Annotated in this window: 19 protein-coding genes; 4 read left to right on the forward strand and 15 right to left on the reverse strand. The window is 58.1% G+C overall.

Annotation, left to right across the window (positions count from 1 at the left end):
- Positions 1 to 128: 128 nt before the first annotated feature.
- The 14 genes from JOE34_RS19185 to JOE34_RS19250 form a co-directional block, all read right to left on the reverse strand.
- Entirely contained in the window at positions 129 to 1,052 is a 924-nt protein-coding gene (locus tag JOE34_RS19185; RefSeq protein WP_046265935.1) for a sugar kinase, read from the reverse strand.
- Positions 1,053 to 1,078: 26 nt separating this feature from the next.
- Positions 1,079 to 2,281 (reverse strand): amino acid deaminase, encoded by a 1,203-nt coding sequence (locus JOE34_RS19190; protein WP_024665507.1) that lies wholly within the window; start codon positions 2,279 to 2,281, stop codon positions 1,079 to 1,081.
- Between the two features lie 16 nt (positions 2,282 to 2,297).
- On the reverse strand, positions 2,298 to 3,062 hold the full coding sequence (locus JOE34_RS19195; protein ID WP_003317643.1) for an IclR family transcriptional regulator: 765 nt from the start codon (positions 3,060 to 3,062) through the stop codon (positions 2,298 to 2,300).
- Between the two features lie 82 nt (positions 3,063 to 3,144).
- Positions 3,145 to 3,531, reverse strand: coding sequence for a RidA family protein (locus tag JOE34_RS19200; RefSeq protein WP_003317642.1), 387 nt, complete (start codon positions 3,529 to 3,531; stop codon positions 3,145 to 3,147).
- A 40-nt stretch (positions 3,532 to 3,571) separates the two neighbouring features.
- Positions 3,572 to 4,357 (reverse strand): amino acid ABC transporter ATP-binding protein, encoded by a 786-nt coding sequence (locus JOE34_RS19205; RefSeq protein WP_003345505.1) that lies wholly within the window; start codon positions 4,355 to 4,357, stop codon positions 3,572 to 3,574.
- On the reverse strand, positions 4,354 to 5,016 hold the full coding sequence (locus tag JOE34_RS19210; protein WP_003304383.1) for an amino acid ABC transporter permease: 663 nt from the start codon (positions 5,014 to 5,016) through the stop codon (positions 4,354 to 4,356). The genes JOE34_RS19205 and JOE34_RS19210 overlap by 4 nt, the downstream gene beginning before the upstream one ends.
- A gap of 9 nt (positions 5,017 to 5,025) precedes the next feature.
- The gene (locus JOE34_RS19215; RefSeq protein ID WP_003345502.1) at positions 5,026 to 5,688 is read right to left on the reverse strand and encodes an amino acid ABC transporter permease; all 663 of its coding nucleotides are present in this window, start codon (positions 5,686 to 5,688) and stop codon (positions 5,026 to 5,028) included.
- Between the two features lie 63 nt (positions 5,689 to 5,751).
- On the reverse strand, positions 5,752 to 6,603 hold the full coding sequence (locus tag JOE34_RS19220; RefSeq protein ID WP_003416527.1) for a transporter substrate-binding domain-containing protein: 852 nt from the start codon (positions 6,601 to 6,603) through the stop codon (positions 5,752 to 5,754).
- Positions 6,604 to 6,956: 353 nt separating this feature from the next.
- The gene (locus JOE34_RS25990; RefSeq protein ID WP_003395591.1) at positions 6,957 to 7,316 is read right to left on the reverse strand and encodes a hypothetical protein; all 360 of its coding nucleotides are present in this window, start codon (positions 7,314 to 7,316) and stop codon (positions 6,957 to 6,959) included.
- 48 nt (positions 7,317 to 7,364) lie between these two features.
- Complete coding sequence (locus JOE34_RS19230; RefSeq protein WP_003369485.1) at positions 7,365 to 7,808, reverse strand: hemerythrin domain-containing protein; 444 nt, start codon at positions 7,806 to 7,808, stop codon at positions 7,365 to 7,367.
- A gap of 115 nt (positions 7,809 to 7,923) precedes the next feature.
- The gene (locus JOE34_RS19235; RefSeq protein WP_003420688.1) at positions 7,924 to 8,349 is read right to left on the reverse strand and encodes a DUF3830 family protein; all 426 of its coding nucleotides are present in this window, start codon (positions 8,347 to 8,349) and stop codon (positions 7,924 to 7,926) included.
- A 70-nt stretch (positions 8,350 to 8,419) separates the two neighbouring features.
- The gene (locus JOE34_RS19240) at positions 8,420 to 9,043 is read right to left on the reverse strand and encodes a glutathione S-transferase (protein WP_046265933.1); all 624 of its coding nucleotides are present in this window, start codon (positions 9,041 to 9,043) and stop codon (positions 8,420 to 8,422) included.
- A 30-nt stretch (positions 9,044 to 9,073) separates the two neighbouring features.
- On the reverse strand, positions 9,074 to 9,619 hold the full coding sequence (locus JOE34_RS19245) for a GNAT family N-acetyltransferase (RefSeq protein ID WP_245227041.1): 546 nt from the start codon (positions 9,617 to 9,619) through the stop codon (positions 9,074 to 9,076).
- 109 nt (positions 9,620 to 9,728) lie between these two features.
- On the reverse strand, positions 9,729 to 10,430 hold the full coding sequence (locus JOE34_RS19250; protein WP_003410332.1) for a DUF3053 domain-containing protein: 702 nt from the start codon (positions 10,428 to 10,430) through the stop codon (positions 9,729 to 9,731).
- A 333-nt stretch (positions 10,431 to 10,763) separates the two neighbouring features.
- On the opposite strand from JOE34_RS19250, the gene JOE34_RS19255 reads away from it, so the two are divergent.
- The 3 genes from JOE34_RS19255 (at position 10,764) to JOE34_RS19265 (ending at position 14,082) form a co-directional block, all read left to right on the forward strand.
- The gene (locus tag JOE34_RS19255; protein ID WP_003369471.1) at positions 10,764 to 10,901 is read left to right on the forward strand and encodes a hypothetical protein; all 138 of its coding nucleotides are present in this window, start codon (positions 10,764 to 10,766) and stop codon (positions 10,899 to 10,901) included.
- A gap of 381 nt (positions 10,902 to 11,282) precedes the next feature.
- Positions 11,283 to 12,119 carry an LPS biosynthesis protein gene (locus JOE34_RS19260; RefSeq protein WP_024665503.1) on the forward strand — a complete coding sequence of 279 codons (837 nt, stop codon included), beginning with the start codon at positions 11,283 to 11,285 and terminating at the stop codon, positions 12,117 to 12,119.
- 373 nt (positions 12,120 to 12,492) lie between these two features.
- On the forward strand, positions 12,493 to 14,082 hold the full coding sequence (locus JOE34_RS19265) for an ABC-F family ATPase (protein ID WP_003395611.1): 1,590 nt from the start codon (positions 12,493 to 12,495) through the stop codon (positions 14,080 to 14,082).
- 63 nt (positions 14,083 to 14,145) lie between these two features.
- Here JOE34_RS19265 and JOE34_RS19270 read toward each other — a convergent pair whose 3' ends face one another.
- A complete protein-coding gene (locus JOE34_RS19270) occupies positions 14,146 to 15,279 on the reverse strand; it encodes a lactonase family protein (protein WP_209996464.1) in 1,134 nt (377 codons plus the stop codon).
- Between the two features lie 163 nt (positions 15,280 to 15,442).
- Here JOE34_RS19270 and JOE34_RS19275 point away from each other — a divergent pair, with 163 nt between their 5' ends.
- Positions 15,443 to 16,627, forward strand: a complete 1,185-nt coding sequence (locus JOE34_RS19275; RefSeq protein WP_209996467.1) for an MFS transporter — start codon at positions 15,443 to 15,445, stop codon at positions 16,625 to 16,627.
- The last annotated feature ends 253 nt before the right edge of the window (positions 16,628 to 16,880 follow it).

The following is a 16,880-nucleotide window of genomic DNA, read 5'->3' on the forward strand; positions in this document are numbered from 1 at the left end:
CAGACTCCGGTGGTGGGCTCGCAGGCGAAAAGGTCGCCTATGGTGGCCGGATTTTCGCGCAGGTTCCAGCGAAATGCTTGTCTGTCAGTGTGTTAGCCGATCAACTGCATGTTCCTTGGCAAGTGCTATCAGACTGGCATGACCGACTTGGGTACCAGCGCGCCTGGATGCTGGATCACGATACTGGCCAGGCGATGCCCTGCTTCCGCCGCCTGCAGCGGGTGGTCACCCGTGAGCCGGGCCGCGAGATAACCAGCACTGAAGGAGTCACCCGCAGCCGTGGTATCGACCACACGCTCGACCTTCTGCGCTGCGATTTCGAAACGTTCGCCGCCGGCTTCAACGAGACAGCTCTGCGCGCCACGTTTGACGACGATTTCACCGATGCCGCGCCCACGATAGGCGGCCAGCAGTTGTTCGCTGTCGGCATAGCCATACAGTGCCTGCTCGTCGTCTTCGGTCAGCAAGGCCAGGTCTACATGCTGCAGACACGCAAGGTAGGCTTCGCGGGCCTGCTCGACACTGGCCCACAGCCGCGGACGATAGTTATTGTCGAAGGCGACCCTGACTCCGCGCTGACGCGCACGCGCCAATGCCTCCAGCAGTCTGGCACGCCCCTGCTCGCCAAGCACTGCCAGGGTGATGCCACTGAAATACAGCACGTCATAGCTGGCCAGCGCTGCCAGGATAGGCTCGGCCGCAGGGGTAATGAAGCAGTCCCGCACGGCAGCTTCGTTGCGCCAGTAGAGAAAGCGCCGCTCACCATTGGCGTCGGTCTGGATGCAGTAGAGTCCCGGCAAGCGTCCGGGCAGGCGCTGCACCTTGCCCAGACCGATGCCCTCGTCCGTCCAGATGCGGCACATCGCATCGCTGAAGCTGTCGTCACCCAGTGCCGTGACGTAGTCGACCTTGGCCCGCTCACCCAGCAATCGGGAAAGGTAGACCGCCGTATTGAGCGTGTCGCCGCCGAAGCTCTGGCGCAGACTGCCATCGGCATGCTGTTGCAGTTCGATCATGCATTCGCCGATCAGGGCGACCCGTGGAAGGCTCATGTGAAGATACTCCTGCAAATACTTATCTAGAAATACGTACTGAAAGGTTCTATCACCCGAAGGTCATTATCCACCAGGCAACCTGAACGCCACTTGTCGAACGTCAGACACGGGTGCGAGGTGCCGAAGGAAATGATATCGCCGACCTTCAACTCACATCCGGGTGCGACAGTCATGAATGCGTGCTGGTCCATGACGGCCGTCACCTTGCAGGTGCTCACATCGTCGCCAGCCGATTGCACGCCTGGCTTGTAACGCAGCAGCGGGTTGGGCAACCCGGCGTCGTAGGCAACATCGCGCTTGCCCATGGCAATCACTGCAAAGCCCGGTTCCGGCATGGATTGCACATGCGCCCAGACTTCCAGGGCCGGGCGCAGCGCTTCGCTCAATTCGGCGCGCCGATCCAGCACGCAACACTGCGCGTCCTTGTAGATGCCGTGGTCATGCACCACATAGCTGCCAGGTCGCAGAACGCTGAGGAAGCGCTCGCGAACAGCCTGGGCGTCGAATGCTTCGGCGATCAGGTCATACCAGGCAGAGCCGGACGCAGTGACGATCGGGCGATCCAGAGCGAAGGCGCCCTTGTCCTGCAGGTCGACAGCCAAGCGCACCAGCGATGCGGCAAAGGCCTTGATGCCTTGGATGGCGTGATCGCCATGGATCACGCCCTCGTACCCCTCGATGCCTGTCAATGCCAGCGCCGGTTGAGCCAGAACAGCGTCGGCCAACGCCAGCACCTGCTCTTCGCTACGGCAGCCGCAGCGCCCGCCGGGTACGCCGTATTCGATCATCACGTTCAAACGCAGGCCACGCGCAGCGAAAAACTCGCCCAGCGCGGCGACATTGTCCGGATGGTCGACCATGCAGTGAAACTCGAACATGGGGTCAGCCAGCATGTCGGCAACGATTGCCATGTTCGGCGCACCGACCAACTGGTTGGCCATCAGCACCCGGCGCACGCCATGCGCATAAGCGGCCTGCGTCTGGACTGCCGTGGCGAGGGTCATGCCCCATGCGCCCGCGTCCAATTGCCGGCGAAACAGCGCGGGCACCATGCTGGTTTTGCCGTGCGGTGCCAGCTCTGCACCGCTGTCGCTGACAAACTGCTGCATCCAGCGAATATTGTGTTGCAGCGCGTGATTATGAATCACCAGTGCGGGCAGGCTGACATCACTGACCAGGCTGTCACCCGGCTGCGCAGTACCCTTGTCCATTACGGCGGTGCTCATCGGTAATCTCCTGCGTTTATTCATTGATACGCCGAGCCAGGCCATTGGCGCTGTCGATCAGCACCCGCCGGTAGTCGTCGTAGTGGGTCTTGGCGTCGGCACGCGGCGCGACGATGCACAGCGTGGCGATGCACTGACCGTGTTCGTTATTCACGGGGGCGGCGAAGCAATGGGTGAAGGTGTCAGCCACGCTATTGAAGGAAAAGAATCCCTCCTCGCCGGCTTTGCGGATTTCCCGAAGAAAGGTCTCCAGCGGCAGACGTTCGCCACCCGGCAGAATGAAATCGTCGGGGTCGATCAGGTCGATGATTTGCTGATCGCTCAAGTGGCTGAGCAACAGACGCCCGGACGCCGTCCATGGGATGGGCGCGTTTTCGCCGATGTCCGAAGAAATCCTGAAATGACGCTCACCCTCCTTCATCAGCGCCACGGTGTATTTGCGGCCATTGAGCAGGCACATCTGCGCAGTTTCCCGCGTCTGGCTGACGATCTCGCACAGGCAGGCTTCGGCCTCGCGAGTGAAATCGAAGTGCCGCAAGTGTGCCTGCCCCAGGAAATACAACTGACGGCCAAGATAGACATGCCCGTCCTTGCCCACTGTCTCCAGAATCCGCCGTTCCAGCAACGATGCCACCAGCTCGTAAACCGTCGATTTGGGGCTGCCGATCCCGCTGGCAATCTCATTGGGGCGCATGGGCCTGGCCTTTTCCTTGAGAAAATCCAGGATATCGAACGCCCGGTCCAGTCCACGTGCCCGGCGCTTGATAGTGTCTTCGGTCATGAGGCTCATTCCTTGGGAAAGCGGCAAGCCAAAAGCCTCAAGTGATCGGGCTTCTGGCTTGCAACGTGTGGCTGCACGTGTGCTATTTGCGCTTGTAGGCAATACAGTCGATTTCGACCTTGCAGTCGACCATCATGCTCGCCTGAACGCAAGCGCGTGCCGGCGCATGCTCGGGGGTGAAGTACTCTCCGAACACTTTGTTGAAACTCCAGAAGTCCCGTGGGTCCTCCAGCCATACGCCGACCCGGATCACATCCTTGAGCGCATAACCGGCCTCCTCAAGAATTGCGATCAGGTTGCGCATGGTCTGATGCGTCTGCTCGACGATGCCGCCGACGATGATCTCGCCATCCTGCGCAGGTACCTGGCCGGAAACGTGTAACCAGCCGTCAGCCTCGACTGCGCGAGCGAATGGGCGTGGCTGGCCGCCTCCTGCTGTGCTGCCAGCGCCATAACGGGTAATAGTCATGAGTTTTTCCTTGTCTTGAAGCATTAAACGTAATGAAGGTTTAAAAACGGATGTTCTTGAGAAACTCGCTCAAGCGCGCTGACTTCGGCTGTTCGAACAAGGCCTTGGGTGGCCCCTGCTCTTCGATGCGGCCCTGATTCATGAACACGATCTGGTCCGACACTTCGTAGGCGAAACGCATTTCGTGCGTCACCAGCAGCATGGTCATGCCCTCCTCGGCCAGGTCCTTGATGACGCTCAGCACTTCGCCCACCAGTTCCGGATCGAGTGCCGAAGTGACTTCGTCAAACAACATCAGGCTGGGGTTCATGGCAATGGCACGGGCAATCGCCACACGCTGCTGCTGGCCGCCGGACAACTGACCGGGGAAGTGATTGCGCCGCTCCAGCAGGCCGACCCGGTCCAGCCACTTTTCGGCCAGCGCAACGGCCTGATCCTTGGGCATCTTCTTGACCTTGAGCAAACCCAGGGTGACGTTCTGCAAGGCGCTGAGGTGCGGAAACAGGTTGAATTGCTGGAAGGCCATGCCGGTCATTGCCCGATGTTGCGCGATCAGACGCTCCGGATGGCGGGTGCGCTTGCCGTCTACGTTGCTGTAACCGATGTCCTGCCCCTCTAGACGGATATGCCCGCCCTGAAACTCTTCCAGCAGGTTGACGCAGCGCAGCAAGGTGGTCTTGCCCGAGCCGCTGGAACCGATCAGGGTCACGACATTGCCTTTCTGCATGCGCAGATCGACACCCTTGAGCACTTCCACTGCGCCGTAGGATTTATGCAGGCCCTCGATGCTGAGCAGCGCCGGGCCGGGGTTATGAGTCTGTGTCATGGCAATGCCACCCGTTTTTCGATTTGCCGCCCAAGAAGCTCGATGGCGTAGTTGATGAGAAAGAACAGGAAACCTGCAAACAGGTAAAACTCCAGGGTCATGAACGTACGCGCAATCACCTGTTGGGTGCTGAGCAGCAGTTCAGCCACACCGATCACCGAAAGCAGCGTTGACGCCTTGACGATCTCGGTCGAAGAGTTGACCCAGGTCGGCAGGATCTGGCGCATGGCCTGAGGCAGCAACACGTAGCGCAGCGACTGATTGAAGCGCAGACCGATGGCCTTGCCGGCTTCCAGTTGGCCACGGGGAATGGCCTGCAGGGCGCCACGCACGATTTCCGAAACGTGAGAGCCGCAAAACAGCGTCAGGCCTATTGCGCCGGCCTGAAACGCGCTGATCTGCCAACCCAGCGCCGGCACCATGTAAAAGACCGCCAGCACCAGCACGAACACCGGAGTCCCGCGAATCAGATCCACATAGAGCCGAATCGGCAAGCGGGCGAAAAAACCGCCGTAGGTCAGCACCAGACCGGCCAGCATGCCGATCAGCGTACCTGCGGCAATCGCCAGCGCCGAGCACTGGATACTGGTCAGAAAGCCTGACCAGAGTACTTCCCGCGCATTCCACAATTCCTGCAGCCAGCCAGGGGGTTGATACATGACAGCCTCCTAGCGGCGAATCGCCAGACGTTGTTCGAGAGTGCGCAAAAGCAGAGCGATCACGTAGCAGGCCACCACATAGAGTGCAGTGGTCACCAGCCAGGTTTCGATCACCCGGTAGCTTTCGACGTTGATCTTGCGCGCGTAATAGGTCAGCTCCGGCACGGCAATGGCGGCCGCCAGCGAGGTGTCCTTGAACAGCGAAATGAAGTTGTTGGAGAGTGCCGGCAATACATTGCGCAGCATGACCGGCACGATGATGTAGGCCCGCACCTGCCATTCGCCCAGACCGATCGCCAGCCCCGCTTCGCGCTGTCCCTTGTGGATGCTCAGCAGCCCGGCACGGAACACTTCGGTCAGATAGGCACCGGCGTATAGCGACAAGGTGACGATGAATGACGCCAGCTTGTCGAGTCGAATACCCAGCCCGGGCAACGCGAAATAGATCAGCAGGATCAACACCAGAATCGGCGTATTGCGCACCACGGTCACGTAGATCGACGCGACGATACGCAACGCCTTGTAACGTGACAGCAGCGCAAATGCGTTAGCCAGCCCGATCACACAGCCAATCGCGATCGAGATCAGGGCCAGTTCCAGGCCAAGGCCCAACCCCGCCAGAAGACTGGGGAAGTCGCGCCATACAGCATCAAAATTCAATTGGTAATTCATGCTTGCCCGTACCTGGCAGGGAACGCCCGAGGGCCCGCCCTGCCGCTGAAGGTCAGAGTGGACTTATTTGTATTCCATCGGAAAACCGATTGCAGGCACCGGCAGATCGACACCGAACCATTGCTTGAAAGACGCCGCGTAAGCCGGGAACTCGACACCGGTCATGGCTTCATGCAACGCGGTGTTGACGAAGTTCAGCCAGTCCTGATCGCCACGCTTGACCGCGCAGGCATAGGTTTGCGGGCTCCAAGCAAAGGCAGGCGAACGGTAGCGGCCAGGGTTCTGCACCATCAGGTACTTAACCGAAGACTGATCGGTGGCCGCTGTATCGGCACGCCCGGAGTTGATCGCCTGGTACATCAGGTCGACGCTGTCGTACTGATCGACCTTGGCCTTGGGCAGTGCCTGATGCACCAGTTCCTCGGCATACACGTTTTGCAGTACGGCCACGGTCACATCGTCACCTGCCGCCTTCAGGTCATCGATTTCCTTGTACTTGCTATTGGCAGGCAACAGCAGCGCCACACCCTCGCGGTAGTACGGCAGGGTGAATGCCACCTGCTGTGCACGACTGGCGGTCACGGTGATGAACTGGCAGCTGATGTCGACCTTGTCGGTCAGCAGGTTGGGGATACGTGCATCTGAGGACTGCACGACAAACTCCACCTTGCTCGGGTCATTGAACAGGCCCTTGGCAATGATTCTGCCAATGTCGATATCGAAGCCCTGCAACTTGCCGTCTGCGCCCTGGAAGTGCCACGGAGCATTGGTACTGCCCGTCCCTACCACCAGATTGCCACGTTTCAATACTGCATCCAGCTTGCTGCCTTCGGCTGCCTGCACCGTATTGGCCAGCATGAATGAGGCTGAAAGAACAAAGGCACAAGCTTTAACAAAGGAAGGTCCGCGATGCATGACTTAAACTCCGCCGAAGTATTCATTATTCCGCTATAGCGGATATAGGTATGTAACAACGGAATAGACAGCAGAAAGTGTGCCATAGAGGACGTACGGAGGACACCCCATGAAAAAGTCGAAACAAATCAACAGACTGGAATTTGGGCTTGAAGCGGGACAGCGGGGACGAAGCCCGCAGGTAACGCTACCGATTGTCACATTTGAGTGGTACGGCCCCACTCTTGTGCGCATGCGCTGTTATCGGGCGTGGAGTATCAACGTAAATCAGCCAGAAGCACGAGCACAAAGAGCATCCAGAACGGCGTTCCCACGCTGGCGTGGGAACAAGAGGTGTCGAGTGGGGAAGAGACTCAAAGACAGGTAGCAATGGCCGCAGAGCGCAACGCGGCCTGAGCATCGCCTTGCGGGGCATAGAATTCAACGGCTGTGGTCGGGCCTTTGCCGCGCACGTCGGCGAAGTAGGTCGATTCTGTGGTAAACACGGTGAAGCCGCCACCGGACAGGTCATGCAGGAACACGTCAGTAGACGTGCCAAACATGGCTTCGTTCTGCCAGGTCACCTGAATGCACTGGGCAACGGCAGCATCCTGCTTGGCGCTCGACAGGACCTTGTAGGGTCCTGCGGCACGTGCAGAACTGGAAGGCGCTGCACACCCAGTCAATACGGTTGCCGCAATCACCGCCGCGCTTGTCAGAAACAGAAACTTCATGTCATGCCTTCGCTGATAAAAAGTCGATTCTAGCACTGCACCGCGCTATCAACCTTCAGCCAATTGCTCTTCGTATTCCTTCACGTATTCGCCGGCCAGACTCTGTTTCTGCTTTTCGTCGAGCAGTTTGCCCGCCATCTGGAAGAACTTCTGCTCTTCTTCCTTCAGGTGGTGATGCACTTTTTCCGACAGCTTTTTCGCAGTGGCCAGCCAGGCTGGACTGGACATTTCGGTTTCATCGAGCTCTTCCATCATCTCGTCCATCTCGTGATGCTCGGAAATGGCGTGACGGCTCAGGTCCACGCCATTGTCGTGGGCCATCAGAGGGATGTAGAAAAACCGTTCTTCGGCCGTTTCGTGGGCCTGCAGTTCTTCCTTGAGCTGTTTGTAGGCCTTCTCGCGTTCGGCGCTGTCGCCGCTGGTCTGGATCAGGGCATCAGCGTAGCTGCGTTGACGATCATGGCTTTCGCGCAGGGCTTCGAAAATATTCAAGGTCATGTCTCCAGGTCGGCTTCCGGGAGCTGGAAGCATCGTGGACTAGACCCCTGGCGAAGATCAGCAGTTCCAACAAATACTGGCAAATGCCTATCGCGCAATAGCGGCAGACTCAAGCCAGTTCGAAAACCACCTCCTGAGCGCCTTCCCACAGTGTCTTCACGCCCAGTTTGCGCAGGTTTTCCTTGCCCTGGGTAATGGTCAGGAAATGGTTGCCCGCCAACTGCCCCATCTTGCTGGCGAAACAGCACGAGCCGTAGGCAAGGATAATCTCGGTTTCGCTGTAACCGCCCGGGTAGAAAAGAATGTCGCCCACCGAAGGATGGCTGGTTGCGTTCTCGAAGCCGATCAATGTGTCATCCAGCTTCAGTTGATAATCATCCAGCGGCACCCAGCAACCCTCGCCGCTCCAGCGCACATGGATGAATTTCTGCCGATAAGGCAGCAGCTTGAGAAACGCTTCCACCGTTTGCGGCGCATCCGGATGGGCTTCGGCGAGAAACTCATATCCGCCCGCGGTAATTTTGATGGTGGTCACTTCGACGACTCCTTAACAGGCAACAAGACTCACAATGGTGCCCAAGGATAAACGCGAGCCCGACAAACCGTCACGGAGTTCCGTTGCGCCCGTACAGAAGGTAGCCGGAACGGTGGCTCAGGCGTTCGTAATACGCATTGACGGCGGGCAGGTCGGGATGCTCGAGAGGCGTCTCGAACCAGCGATTGACTGAAAGACCGATGGGGATGTCCGCCAGGGTAAAACGCTCGCCGCAGACATAGGCGCCGGTCTTTTCCAATTGCCTGTCGAGTATCTGCATATGCCTGGCCCACTGGGCACAGGAAGCGGCTATGGCGGCAGGGTCCTGGTGCTCGGTCGAGCGCCGTACCAGTGCCATGAAGGCATAACTCCATGATCGGTTCAGATCCGAACCTTGCCAGTCGATCCACTGATCGGTGTGTGCCCTGGCGCGTGGATCCAGCGGGTAAACAGGGTCGCCAGCATAACGGTTGGCCAGATAGCGAATGATGCTGTTGGACTCCCAAAGCACGAAGTCATCATCAACGATAACCGGCACCATGGCATTCGGGTTGAGCGCGACGAACGCCTCGGTATCGGCAGGCTTGAAGCCTGACCCCCAGTCTTCCTGAGTGAAGGGTATCTTCAGCTCCTCACACGTCCAGAGTACTTTTCGTACGTTGATCGAGGAGGTCTTGCCCAGTATGCGCAGCATTCAGCGTCCTTGTTGCACAGCAACGTCGTGTCAGTCAGTAGTCATCAGCGGTTTGGCAAACAGGTGATTCTCATGTGTTTCGCCCTGAAACACATAGTGCGGCGTACCTTTCCATGCATAGCCTTGACGAGGGTAGAACGCCAAAGCGCGAGGATTGCCAACCCAGACCGTTGCCCATAATAGCGAGGCGTGACGGGTTGTTGCGCGCTGCTCGGCAGCATCAAGTAACAGCCGCCCCGCTCCACGCCCGGTGAAACGCTTCTGCACATAGAGACGTTGCAACTCGGCGGCGTTCGACACACCGAGCATTGCGTGGTCGGTGCGCAACGCGACTTGAGCAAAGCCGATCAAATGCCCTTGCAACTCGGCAACGACGATGAACGTTGTCGGCTCGATGAGCTGTTGTGCGAAGTTCGCAGGCGAGAAAGCTTCCAGCGCCTCGCGGGCGATGGACTGTCGAATGCCTTGCGTTGCGTAGGTGTCGAGAAAAACCTGCATACCGAGCGCCGCAAGGCACAACGCATCCGCAGAGGAAGCATCACGCAGGGTAATGGTCATTGAAGAGGGGTTAGTCATCAGGCGGTTGATTCCCGGCATCAGGCAGACAGATGGCCGAATCATACCTGACACAAGGACCGGCCCGGCAGCAGGGCCGGGCCGTCACTTCAGACGCAGCAGCTCGATATCAGCGGCCGGTCATCAGCGATTGCAGCTTGGACTGGGCTTGTTGAGCGTTCTTGCCCTGCTCGTTCAGCTCTTGCAGCAGTTTGTTGAGCTCGGTCTGGACCACAGGATCCTTGACGGTGATCGTCGAACCCGAGATATCGATCTGCGATTTGTGCGCGTCCACATAATCGGCAACCTTCAGGCCGCTGGAAAAGGTGCCCTTTATCTGCGGCAGCACTTCGCGGAAGGTGTTGGCGGGTACGCTGACAGTTCGGTCGTAGGCCTTGTCGTAAACCACCTTCAGGTCTTCCGGCTGTTTGAGTTTCGCGCGGGCGGCGTCTGCCTTGCCCTGCTCGATGGTCAGCTTTTCGCCCACTTCATCAAGACCCGTCTGCACAGCAGCCAAGTCAGCGCGTCGTTGAATGACATCGCTGACCGAATGAAAAGAGCCTTTCTGCATCAAGCCGGCGAGCGGCTGTACAGCAGAGTCCATGCCTGCGCCAAAGTCGGAGATGACCGCATAGTGCGAGGTGTAGTCACCAAAGGTTTTCTTCTCCTCATCCGTCAGCTTGGGCACATGTACGCCCGGCTTGTCGACAATTCGGGTTTGCAGGAACTGAGTGAACGCAGTGCGCTGCTCGGGCTCCTTGTCTCCGCAGCCAGCCAGGAACAGGGGTAAAGCGACAGCCAGCAGCAAAGCTGGACGGAAAAGGGACTTCATGTCAGTAACCTCCGGGATCATAAGAATGCACGCTCACAGGCCACGCCTGCTGAACACGAGCGTGCTTATAGTCTCGTCATCGCCTCATCTAGTTCCGCGACGGCACTGAAGATACTTGTCGCAATGCCATACTTTGGCAACGCCAGCGCTAAACCCCACTGGTTTGGCGCAGCAAAACCGGGCGTCTGCGCCAAACCGTGCATGGGTCCGACCGGAACAAGGCCCTGCCTGAAAGCCGCTCCAAGAAAGTTCCTTAACATTTCTTCATGAGATGAAACGTTTCAGCCGCTACTCTTCAACGGACCGACAAAGTGACAACAGGAGTCAATCACTATGTTTGCACACGAAGGGCTGGGTCTGATCCTTGTCTCCATCGTCTTTCTGCTTGGAGCGATTGCGATGTTCATTCACCCTTTCCACGCGCTGGGAAGCTGGTTCAGGAGGAAGAAGCAGGAAAGGAAATCCGACTAACCGTCAACACGCACCAGAAATGGCAGGCCTGGTCATCACCGGGCCTTGCAGAAAAACCTCATATGACCGCCCTCGTCCAACTTGGCCCCGCGCAAATCTATCATCCTGACAGCTATTTGGAGCTCGTCTTTCCGCTCGCACATTGAATTGCCATCAAGTAGTGGCCAATAAGTATTAAATTAATATCACCCATCCAACCTTACATCCGAAAACCCTCCAGTGAATAGCGCATTTCGGTAATCAGCGCCCTTGCTATGTAGCCAGTTGTTTCCAGTGTGATACTCTTTCGAGACACTTTGATATTGAATTAATGGCCACCAGCCGATAATGTCGCGCGCACAACGCCCTAACTAATTTGCCACTAGTGCTTACAAGGTTGTCATGACTAGTCAATCAATTAATTCGACGCGCTACGTACGCAATGCTGTTGACGAGCACACGCCTGCACCGACGCGTGTGCTTGATTTCAGCCAATGCAAGGGCACTAAAAAAGGGCCGGTTTTCCTGATTGGCTCTGGGAAATCAGCAAAGGACTTCCCGATCGAAGAGTTCTCGCATATCCCCATGATTACCATGAACGGCGCGTTCTCGATGTTCGCAGGCACGAACATAAAGCCGTTGTTCTACGTCTGCTCCGACAGGGATTTTCCCAACCAGCAGCCTGAGCTGTTCGCCGCCGCCATGCGCTCCAGCGAAAATGTAGGCCTCTGGGAGGATCAGTTTCGCGGCGATATTCCCAGACCTTCCGGACGCGCTTATGCACTGAAGAAATCGCCCAGAGTGTCGAGGGTGGCGGCACTGTGCTCGCGGGAAGATGCACTGGTCAGAAAACTCTCGTTATGGAGTAGCAGAAGCCGGGATATCGGTTTCAGCAAGGATCTGGAATTTGGTTTTTTCGACGCCCGAACTGTCATGTATCTGGCGCTGCAACTGTCTTATCACCTTGGTTTCGACAACGTCTTTCTGGTCGGTTTCGATATGAATCAGTCCGTGGGCCGATTCTATGAATCCTCCAGCGACAATTGCTCACCCTGCGGTCTGGACCAGCATTACGAGTCCAGAATTCTTCCATCACTTGAGCTGATGTCGAAACAGGTCGTCGGGAGCGACTTCCAGGTATTCAATGTCTCCGACAGCTCGCGTGTGCCGCACGAAGTCATTCCCAAGTTGAGCCTTGATGAAGTTCGCCATAAAGTCAGTTGCGCACTTCAACAATAGTATTCAGCTGTCACAGAGTGCTGACAGCAACGCAGCCTGCTTGTCTTGGGCGTCCGCAGTTGCACGCGGCGAAGGGCGCTGAAGCAGGCGCCAACCCTGCCCCGACCCGTTAAACTCGGCAATCCCCTGCCGCCCACCATGTCACTGCCGCCCGACCTATGCGACAATGCGCGCCAATGTCTGGCGTGAACCCCCACATTCATATCCCGGCAACGCAGTCGTGGCAGGCTGCCGTTGCTGTAGACGTATGCCCGTTGGGTCAGCTCATGCTCGGACGGAGCGGACTGAACAGCTTCGGTGGGGTCCTGAGCACCACACCCGCTGACGCCAGCGCTCCCCCGGTTATTGCCCACGTTATTGATAGGTAAAGTAATTGATCTCCACAGCTAACATCACGATGCAGTTCGGCCCCAAACCCTTGTTCGAGAATGTCTCGGTCAAGTTTGGCGCTGGTAACCGTTACGGCCTGATTGGCGCGAACGGCTGCGGCAAGTCCACGTTCATGAAAATCCTCGGTGGCGACCTCGAGCCTTCGGGTGGGCAGGTGATGCTGGAGCCGAACGTGCGTCTGGGTAAACTGCGCCAGGATCAGTTCGCCTACGAAGAGTTCACGGTGCTCGACACCGTGATCATGGGTCACGAAGAGCTGTGGAAGGTCAAGGCCGAGCGCGACCGCATCTATTCGCTGCCGGAAATGAGCGAAGACGACGGCATGGCCGTTGCCGAGCTGGAAACCGAGTTTGCCGAAATGGACGGCTACACCGCCGAATCCCGCGCCGGTGAACTGCTGTTGGGTCTGGGTATCGGCATCGAACAGCACAACGGCCCGATGAGCGAAGTCTCGCCGGGCTGGAAGCTGCGCGTTCTGCTGGCACAGGCACTGTTCTCCGATCCGGAAGTGCTGCTGCTCGACGAACCGACCAACCACCTGGACATCAACACCATTCGCTGGCTGGAAAACATCCTGACCCAGCGTAACAGCCTGATGATCATCATCTCCCACGACCGTCACTTCCTGAACAGCGTGTGCACACACATGGCCGACCTGGATTACGGCGAGTTGCGTCTGTTCCCGGGCAACTATGACGAGTACATGACCGTGGCGACCCAGTCCCGCGAGCAGTTGCTGTCCGACAACGCCAAGAAGAAAGCGCAGATTTCCGAACTGCAATCGTTCGTCAGCCGCTTCTCGGCGAACGCCTCGAAAGCCAAGCAGGCCACGTCCCGAGCCAAGGCGATCGACAAGATCCAGCTGGCCGAGGTCAAGCCCTCCAGCCGTGTCAGCCCTTTCATTCGTTTCGAGCAGACCAAGAAGCTGCACCGTCAGGCGGTCATCGTCGATCGCATGGCCAAAGGCTTCGACGGCAAGACCCTGTTCAAGGACTTCAGCTTCCAGGTCGAAGCCGGCGAGCGTGTGGCCATCATCGGCCCGAACGGCATCGGCAAGACCACTCTGCTGCGCACCCTGGTCAACGAGTTGCAACCAGACGCAGGCACGGTCAAGTGGACCGACGCAGCGGAAATCGGCTATTACGCTCAGGACCATGCTCACGATTTCGAGGATGACTCCACCCTGTTCGACTGGATGGGTCAGTGGACTCAAGGCGGCGAGCAACTGGTACGTGGCACCCTGGGCCGCATGCTGTTCTCCAACGACGAGATCCTCAAATCGGTGAAGGTGATTTCCGGTGGTGAACAGGGCCGCATGCTGTTCGGCAAGCTGATCCTGCAAAAGCCCAACGTGCTGGTGATGGACGAACCGACCAACCACCTGGACATGGAATCCATCGAGTCGCTGAACCTGGCGCTGGAAAACTATCCAGGCACACTGATTTTCGTCAGTCACGACCGCGAGTTCGTGTCCTCGCTGGCAACCCGCATCATCGAACTCAGCCCAAGTGGCGTGGTCGATTTCAGCGGCACCTATGACGACTACCTGCGTAGCCAGGGCGTTACGTTCTAAGCCTGTCAGCCCGCAATAGTAAAAAGCCCTGTCATATGACAGGGCTTTTTAGTTTCAGAGCGCTTATTCGCTTGGCTGGCTGAGCATTTCAATCCACAGCGCACCCTTGCCCGAGGGCGCTTCGCCGACCCGTTGCAAGGCACCCTTCTCGCCTATGGCGTAACTGCCCACCTTGTCGCTTTGCTCGCCACTCACCAGCAACCAGCGCCCATTGGGTGAAACAGCTATGTTGCGCGGCTGCTTTTCCTGAACGGGGTAATTGTCAACGAACGCCACCTTGCCACTGGTGGGCTCAACCTTGAACACCGACACACTGCTGCTGGTGCGCTCGCTGATGAACAGCCATTTGCCGTTCGGCGCGATACGAATATCCGCAGCCCAGATGCGCGGCGTCGGATCATCCTTGAGGTCGTTGTTGCGCGCATCGCGAGCCTGTCCCGGCGCCAGATTCAAGCGTTTGGGAATACCGTCTGCCTGACTGGTCTGCTTCAACGCACCGGTTTTCTGATTGATCGCGAAGGCCGTGACGGTGCCACTCATTTCACCGACGACATACAGAAACTTGCCGTCGGACGAAAAGGCCAGGTGGCGCGGGCCGGTATTCTCGGGAACGGCGACATAGCCCTCGCCTATTGGCACAAGCTTGCCATCCTTGGGCTCCAGGCGGTACTGCAGCACACGATCGACGCCCAGGTTACCGGCGTACACAAACCGGTTGCTCGGATCGGTGCGCACCGAATGTGCGTGCATGCCGGTCTTGTAAGTCTGAATGCTGTCGCTCGGGCGGTGCTGCGCATCGATGGGCTGGACGCTGAGCAAGTCGGCGCCATAGGACGCACCAAACAGGAAGCGTCCGCTACGATCGGTAGACAGGTACGCCAGACTCTCGGCCAGCGGCGCCTGACTCAGCGGTTTGAGGTGCCCGGTACCAGGCTCGATGCTGAAACTCAGTACTTGATAGGGTGTGGCGCGCAACGCCGCGAATAACGCTTTACCATCCGGCGTGATGGCCATCGGATTGACCTGGTCACCCGCTCTGGTTTGCTCGACCAGGCTGAGCGCCCCGCTCTTTTCATCCAGACGGTATTGAGAAATCAGCCCATCGGTGGGGCTGGAAATGTAAGCGAAGGTGGTCGCCTGGGCACTCAGGTCTAATGAACAAGCGACTGCAGCGGCCAGCAACAGAATATTTTTCATGACGAACCTTTTTATTATTGTGATGTGATCAGTCATCCTATGACCATATCCTCACAACGGCAACTGTCTGATAAGCAGCCGCATAATACCGTTAGCCTGCTTTCATTTATCCAAGACGCACGCCATGATGAGGCACTCCCACCGCCCGCCAGCGAAGAGCCCAATGCCTGCCGCACACCCCGGATCCATGACTATCACCCTGCAGATCGTCTCCATCGTTTTCTACACGTTCATCGCCTTCCTGTGCATCGGCCTGCCTATCGCGGTATTACCCGGCTATGTTCATGACCAGTTGGGTTTCAGCCCGCTGATTGCCGGTCTGGCCATCGCCTCGCAGTACCTCGCCACCCTGCTCAGCCGACCTTTCGCCGGCCGTGCCACAGATACCCTGGGCAGCAAGCGCTCTATCGTGTTCGGGCTCTGGGGCATCGTCATCAGTGGCAGCATGCCCTTGCTGGCCACACTGCTGCACGACTTTGCCACGCTGAGCCTGTCGATTCTCATCGTCGCGCGGCTGTTCCTCGGTGTCTCTCAGGGGCTTATCGGGGTTGGCACCATCAGTTGGTGCATCGGCAAAATCGGCCCGGAGCATACTGCACGCTCAATCTCGTGGAATGGCATCGCGTCCTATGGAGCGATCGCCATTGGTGCACCGCTGGGCGTAGTGGTCATCGATGGCATTGGCTTCAACAGCCTGGGTATTGCCATGATGGTAATGGCCGGGCTGGCACTGAGGCTGATTCGCGACAAGCCGTCGGTGCCCATCATTGTCGGTGAGCGCCTGCCCTACTGGTCGGTGTTTGGCCGGATCGCACCCTACGGTCTGGGGCTGACCCTATCGTCGATCGGCTATGGCACGCTGACCACCTTCATCACCCTGTTCTACCTGGATCGTGGCTGGGAAGGCGCGGCCTATTGCCTGAGCATGTTCGGTGTGTGCTTTATCCTCGCCCGCCTGCTGTTCATCGGCGCGATCAATCGGCTGGGCGGCTATAACGCGGCCATCCTGTGCATGGCGGTAGAAATCTGTGGGCTGTTGATGCTCTGGCTTTCTCCGAGCAGCGGCGTTGCCCTTGCAGGGGCCGGACTGACCGGCGTGGGGCTGTCGCTGGTCTACCCGGCGCTCGGCGTAGAAGCGATCAAGAGCGTGCCCACCCCTAGCCGCGGCGCCGGCCTGAGCGCCTACGCAGTGTTCTTCGACCTGGCACTGGCAATCGCAGGGCCGGCAATGGGCGCAATTGCCTTGGGCCAGGGCTATGACTGGATATTTTTCTATGCAGCCCTGCTATCGGTGTGCGCGCTGGCCCTGACAATCTGGTTGTCGCGGCGCGCCGCTCAAGCGCAATGATCGTCCGCAACAGTACCTTTGCGGCATAAGATTTTCGCTTGTAGTTCCAATATTTAGTAGATAAAGCTTAAATCCCGCCGTCGGTCGGTCAACTTCTTGACGCACTTAGCAACGACTTCTTGACTTGATAGTGCGAGCCTCGAAACAGGCTTGCAAAGTGTTCGTCGCCCACCTGGGTGAGACGCCGCTTTGCGTAGCAGTCTGGCGACTCGATCCCTCTCGATTGCCTCCCTGCTGCCAGCCTGGACGGGAG

The sequence above is a fragment of the Pseudomonas sp. PvP028 genome, assembly GCF_017832255.1.
Lineage (GTDB): Bacteria > Pseudomonadota > Gammaproteobacteria > Pseudomonadales > Pseudomonadaceae > Aquipseudomonas > Aquipseudomonas syringae.

What these genes read in the sequence shown, in the direction of transcription:
- JOE34_RS19185 (WP_046265935.1), bottom strand. Translation starts at nt 1,052, where the DNA reads ATGAGCCTTCCACGGGTCGCCCTGATCGGCGAATGCATGATCGAACTG.
- JOE34_RS19190 (WP_024665507.1), bottom strand. Translation starts at nt 2,281, where the DNA reads ATGAGCACCGCCGTAATGGACAAGGGTACTGCGCAGCCGGGTGACAGC.
- JOE34_RS19195 (WP_003317643.1), bottom strand. Translation starts at nt 3,062, where the DNA reads ATGACCGAAGACACTATCAAGCGCCGGGCACGTGGACTGGACCGGGCG.
- JOE34_RS19200 (WP_003317642.1), bottom strand. Translation starts at nt 3,531, where the DNA reads ATGACTATTACCCGTTATGGCGCTGGCAGCACAGCAGGAGGCGGCCAG.
- JOE34_RS19205 (WP_003345505.1), bottom strand. Translation starts at nt 4,357, where the DNA reads ATGACACAGACTCATAACCCCGGCCCGGCGCTGCTCAGCATCGAGGGC.
- JOE34_RS19210 (WP_003304383.1), bottom strand. Translation starts at nt 5,016, where the DNA reads ATGTATCAACCCCCTGGCTGGCTGCAGGAATTGTGGAATGCGCGGGAA.
- JOE34_RS19215 (WP_003345502.1), bottom strand. Translation starts at nt 5,688, where the DNA reads ATGAATTACCAATTGAATTTTGATGCTGTATGGCGCGACTTCCCCAGT.
- JOE34_RS19220 (WP_003416527.1), bottom strand. Translation starts at nt 6,603, where the DNA reads ATGCATCGCGGACCTTCCTTTGTTAAAGCTTGTGCCTTTGTTCTTTCA.
- JOE34_RS25990 (WP_003395591.1), bottom strand. Translation starts at nt 7,316, where the DNA reads ATGAAGTTTCTGTTTCTGACAAGCGCGGCGGTGATTGCGGCAACCGTA.
- JOE34_RS19240 (WP_046265933.1), bottom strand. Translation starts at nt 9,043, where the DNA reads ATGCTGCGCATACTGGGCAAGACCTCCTCGATCAACGTACGAAAAGTA.
- JOE34_RS19245 (WP_245227041.1), bottom strand. Translation starts at nt 9,619, where the DNA reads ATGACTAACCCCTCTTCAATGACCATTACCCTGCGTGATGCTTCCTCT.
- JOE34_RS19250 (WP_003410332.1), bottom strand. Translation starts at nt 10,430, where the DNA reads ATGAAGTCCCTTTTCCGTCCAGCTTTGCTGCTGGCTGTCGCTTTACCC.
- JOE34_RS19255 (WP_003369471.1), top strand. Translation starts at nt 10,764, where the DNA reads ATGTTTGCACACGAAGGGCTGGGTCTGATCCTTGTCTCCATCGTCTTT.
- JOE34_RS19260 (WP_024665503.1), top strand. Translation starts at nt 11,283, where the DNA reads ATGACTAGTCAATCAATTAATTCGACGCGCTACGTACGCAATGCTGTT.
- JOE34_RS19270 (WP_209996464.1), bottom strand. Translation starts at nt 15,279, where the DNA reads ATGAAAAATATTCTGTTGCTGGCCGCTGCAGTCGCTTGTTCATTAGAC.
- JOE34_RS19275 (WP_209996467.1), top strand. Translation starts at nt 15,443, where the DNA reads ATGCCTGCCGCACACCCCGGATCCATGACTATCACCCTGCAGATCGTC.